The 4,725-nt window shown below is 73.5% G+C and carries 2 protein-coding genes; both read left to right on the top strand.

Annotated features, from left to right (window positions below):
- A partial coding sequence (locus OO67_RS35250; RefSeq protein WP_033305929.1) for a type I polyketide synthase occupies positions 1 to 2,563 on the top strand: 2,563 nt, incomplete at its 5' end.
- Between the two features lie 38 nt (positions 2,564 to 2,601).
- A partial coding sequence (locus OO67_RS35245) for a type I polyketide synthase (RefSeq protein WP_425274692.1) occupies positions 2,602 to 4,725 on the top strand: 2,124 nt, incomplete at its 3' end.

Genomic DNA, 4,725 nt, shown 5'->3' with positions numbered 1-4,725 from the left:
CGACCACGCGGTGCATGGGACGGTTCTTGTGCCGGGTACGGCGTTGGTGGAGCTCGTCCTGCGTGCCGGTCAGGAGACCGACACCCCCACCATCGACGAGCTCATGCTCGAGGCACCCCTCGCCATACCGGAGCGCGACGCCGTGGTGGTGCGGGTCGATGTCGGCGAGGCCGAGGAGAACGGCCGCCGTCCGGTCCGGGTGCACTCCCGGGGTGGCGAGGACGAGTGGCTGCGGCACGCGACCGGGTATCTGACAGCGGATGCCCCGGCCGTCCCCGACGGCGCCACCGACCTGGCGGTCTGGCCTCCGGCCGGCGCGGAGCGGCTCGATGTGGCAGGCGCATACGACGAGCTGGGGGACCGCGGTTATGCGTACGGGCCCGCCTTCCAGGGCCTGCAGGCCGCCTGGCGGCGTGGCGACGAGACGTTCGCCGAGGTCGTCCTGCCCGAACGGACCGCGCAGGCCGCGCAGTCGGACGGCAACACGTTCGGTATCCATCCCGCCCTCCTCGACGCGTGCTGGCACGCCCTGTTGCTGGGCGATCCGGACGGCAGCCCGATGCTCCCGTTCGCGTGGACCGGGGTCGCGCTGCAGTCCGGGGGTGCGTCGCACGTACGCGTAAGGATCGCGCCCGCAGGGCCGGACACCACCGCCATGACCGTGGCCGACCAGGAAGGGAAGCCGGTGGCGACCGTGGCGGGGCTGGTCGCGCGCCCCGTGTCGGCCCAGCAGCTGTCCGCAGTCCCGCGCTCGCTGTACCGGGTCACGCAGGCCGCCCTCGCCGGAGCCGACAGCGGCAGTGCGGATCTCCACGGGTGGGCCGTGCTGGGCGAGGACGTGCACGGGCTCGGCCACCAGGCGTACGCCGAGCCGGGCGCGATCGCGGATCCGGTTCCCCGGATCGTCACCTACGACTGCCCCGCGGCCGGTGGCCCCGTGCCCGCAGCGGTGCACACGGCGGCATGCGATCTGCTCGCGTTGCTCTCCGGATGGCTGCAGGAGCCGAGGTTCGCCGCGGCCCACCTCGTGCTCACCGTCGGCGAGGAGCTGAGCCAGGCCCCGCTGGCGGGGCTCGTGCGGGCCGCGCAGGCGGAGCACCCGGGGCGGATCACGCTCGTACGGACCACGGGCGGCCCGGTGAACGCCGGACTGCTCGCAGACGCCGTCGCCACCGGGGAGCCGGAGCTGACGCTCGCCGAAGGGCAGGTACGTACACCCCGGCTGACCCGGATCACGGACCTGGGGCAGCCGGACGCGTCGGCTGTCGCGGGTCCCGTGCTGATCACGGGCGGCACGGGCGGTCTCGGCGCGGTCGTCGCACGGCATCTCGTCGTACGGCACGGCATCCGCGAGCTCGTACTCCTCAGCCGCAGGGGGCCGCAGGCCCCGGAGGCCGGCCGTATCCAGGAGGAACTCGCCCAGCTCGGCGCCACGGCCGTCGTCGTGGCGTGCGACGCTGCGGACCGGGCAGCGCTGGCCGAGGTGCTGGAGAGGCATCCGGTGCGCTCCGTCGTGCACGCGGCCGGGGTGGTCGACAACGCGGTGCTCACGTCGCTCACGCCGGAGCGCGTGGCTGCGGTGCTGCGTCCCAAGGTGGACGCGGCGTGGAATCTGCACGAGCTGACGGCCGACCGTGACCTGTCCGCATTCGTGCTCTTCTCCTCCTCGGCCGGGGTGCTCCTCGGCGCCGGGCAGAGCAACTACGCGACGGCCAACGTCTTCCTCGACGCGCTCGCAGCACACCGGCGGACGAAGGGCCTCCCGGCCGTATCGATGGCCTGGGGCCTGTGGGACGAGAGCGCCGGGATGGCGGGCGACCTCGACGAGGCCGGGTGGCAGCGGATGCGGCGGCTGGGGATGCCTGCGATGCGTACGGACGAGGCGCTCGCACTGTTCGACGCCGCGCTCGGGGCACCCGACGCCTCCGTGCTGCCGATCCGCTTCGACACCGCGGCGCTCCGCGCGCGCGGCGACGAACTGCCCGCGCTGCTCCGCTCCCTCGTGCCGGCCCACACGGTCGCCCGTACGGCGGCGGGTGGCGGCGCATCGGCAGACGGTGACATCGCACGACACCTGGACGACCTGAAGCCGGGCGATCAGGACGAGTTCCTGTTCGACCTCGTCTCCAGGCACGTGGCGGCTGTGCTCGGCCACGCGGAGTCGCAGTCCTTCGACGGTCGACGTGCCCTGCGGGACATGGGGTTCGACTCGCTGGCCGCGGTGGAGCTGCGCAACGGGCTCGGGGCGGTGACCGGTCTCCCGCTGCCGGCGACGCTGGTCTTCGACTACCCGACGATCACCGAGCTCGCCGAGCACCTCGGCGGGCTGCTCCTCGGCCGCGACGCCGACCCGACGACTGCGGCGCTGGCCGAGGTCGACCGGCTCGCGGAGGCGCTGGCAGGGACCGGGGCCGATCACTCTGCCGTGACCGCCCGGCTCGAGGTGCTCCTGCGCAACTGGCGGGAGCGCGAAGGAGACGCCGCGCAGGACGGACAGCGGGACTACGAAGCGGCCACGGACGACGAGTTGTTCGCGGTGCTCGACGGCGAGTTGGGGGACTGAGCGGTATGAGCGACATGGACTTCACAGAACGGGATGCGTTGATGAACGAGCCGGAGAGCGGCCTCCCCGAGCAGACCGAGCAGCCGGATCTCGTACGCCGGCTGGCCGAAGCCCCGCCGGCCGAGGCGCTCGACACGCTGCGCCGGCTCGTCCTTGACCACTCGGTGGAGGTGCTGCGCGCGGCACGCCCCGATTCCGCGACCGCGGCGCTCGACCCGGGCCGCGCCTTCAGGGACCTCGGCCTCGACTCCGTCGCGCTGGTCGGACTGGTCACCTCGTTGTCCGCGGCGACCGGCCGGAAGCTGCCGGCGCGGATCCTCTTCGATCACCCCACCCCGGAAGCCATCGCCCGTCACCTCGGTGCCGAACTCCTCGGCATCGACGCGGCCGGCGCCTCCGCGGCGGTCGTGCCGCGGGCCGGGGCGGACTCGGACGACCCCGTCGCGGTCGTCGGCATCGGCTGCCGGCTCCCGGGTGGCGTGACCTCGCCCGAGGAACTGTGGGAGCTGGTCAGCGAGGGCAGGCACACGATCTCCGGTTTCCCGGAGGACAGGGGCTGGGACCTCGCCAGGCTCTTCGACCCGGACACGAGCAAGCCGGGCACGACGTACGCGCAGGAGGCCGGATTCGTCGAGGGCGCCGCCGAGTTCGACGCGGACTTCTTCGGGATCTCGCCGCGTGAGGCGCTCGCGATGGACCCGCAGCAGCGGTTGCTGCTGGAGGTGTCCTGGGAGGCGTTCGAGCGTGCGGGCATCGATCCGGGGACGCTGCACGGCAGCAGTACGGGCGTGTTCGTCGGCGCCGAGCAGCAGGAGTACGGGCCCCGACTGGACGAAGCGGCCGCGGGCGTCGACGGCTACCTGGTGACCGGCAACGCGCTGAGCGTCGCGGCGGGCCGGGTGTCGTACCACTACGGCCTCAACGGCCCGGCGTACGCGGTCGACACCGCCTGCTCCGGCTCGCTGGTCGCCCTGCACCTCGCGATGCAGGCCCTGCGCTCCGGCGAGTGCTCGCTGGCCCTGGCCGGAGGCGCGGCGGTGCTCAGCAGGCCCGGCACCTTCACGGCGTTCAGCCGCCAGCGCGCGCTGGCGCCCGACGGCAGGTGCAAGGCGTTCGCGGCCGCCGCCGACGGCACCCAGTTCGCGGAGGGCGTCGGCCTGGTCGTCCTGGAGCGCCTGTCCGACGCCCGGCGCAACGGCCACCGCGTGCTGGCCGTGCTGCGCGGCTCCGCCGTCAACCAGGACGGCGCGTCCAACGGCCTCACCGCGCCGAGCGGTATCGCACAGCAGCAGGTCATCAGGTCTGCGCTGGCGGACGCGGGGCTGTCGGCCGCCGAGGTCGACGCGGTCGAGGCGCACGGTACGGGTACGACGCTGGGCGACCCGATCGAGGCGCACGCGCTGCTCGCGACATACGGACAGGGCCGGGACGCTGCCGGGGCGCCGCTGTGGCTGGGATCGCTCAAGTCCAACATCGGTCACACGCAGGCTGCGGCCGGTGTCGCCGGTGTGATCAAGATGGTGATGGCCCTGCGGCACGGAGTGCTGCCGAAGACCCTGCACGTCGACGCGCCGTCGGACCAGGTGGACTGGTCCGCGGGCGCCGTGGAACTCCTCACCGAGTCGCTGCCCTGGGAGAGGGTGGACGGCAGACCGCGGCGCGCGGGCATCTCGTCGTTCGGCGTGAGCGGTACGAACGCGCACCTCATCGTCGAGGAGGCGGAGGAAGAGCTGCCCGCCGTGGACGAGCACCCGGACGGGCTCGCGGACGAGGACCTCGCCGCCGTGCCCGCCGTCCCGTGGGTGATCTCCGCCAGGAACCAGGCCGCCCTGCGCGACCAGGCGGCCCGGCTGCTCTCGTACGTCGAGTCGCACACCACCGACCACCCTGTGCACGTCGGGTACTCGCTCGCCACCACCCGCGCCCGGTTGCCGCACCGTGCCGTGTTCGTCGGCCGCGACGGGGCCGAACTGCGCGCCGGACTCGCCGCGTTCGCCCATGGCGCCGAAGCCCCGCCGCAGCCGCTTCCCGTCAGGGGCAAGGTCGCGTTCGTGTTTCCTGGTCAGGGGACGCAGTGGGTGGGGATGGGTGCGCGGTTGGCGCGGGAGAGTTCTGTTTTCGCGGCGCGGTTGGGGGAGTGTGCGGAGGCGTTGGCGCCTTTG

It is taken from the genome of Streptomyces atroolivaceus, from assembly GCF_000717025.1.
In the GTDB taxonomy this organism is placed as follows: domain Bacteria; phylum Actinomycetota; class Actinomycetes; order Streptomycetales; family Streptomycetaceae; genus Streptomyces; species Streptomyces atroolivaceus.
The sequence above is the reverse complement of the archived record's forward strand: the minus strand, read 5'-3'. Positions and strand labels throughout refer to the sequence as shown.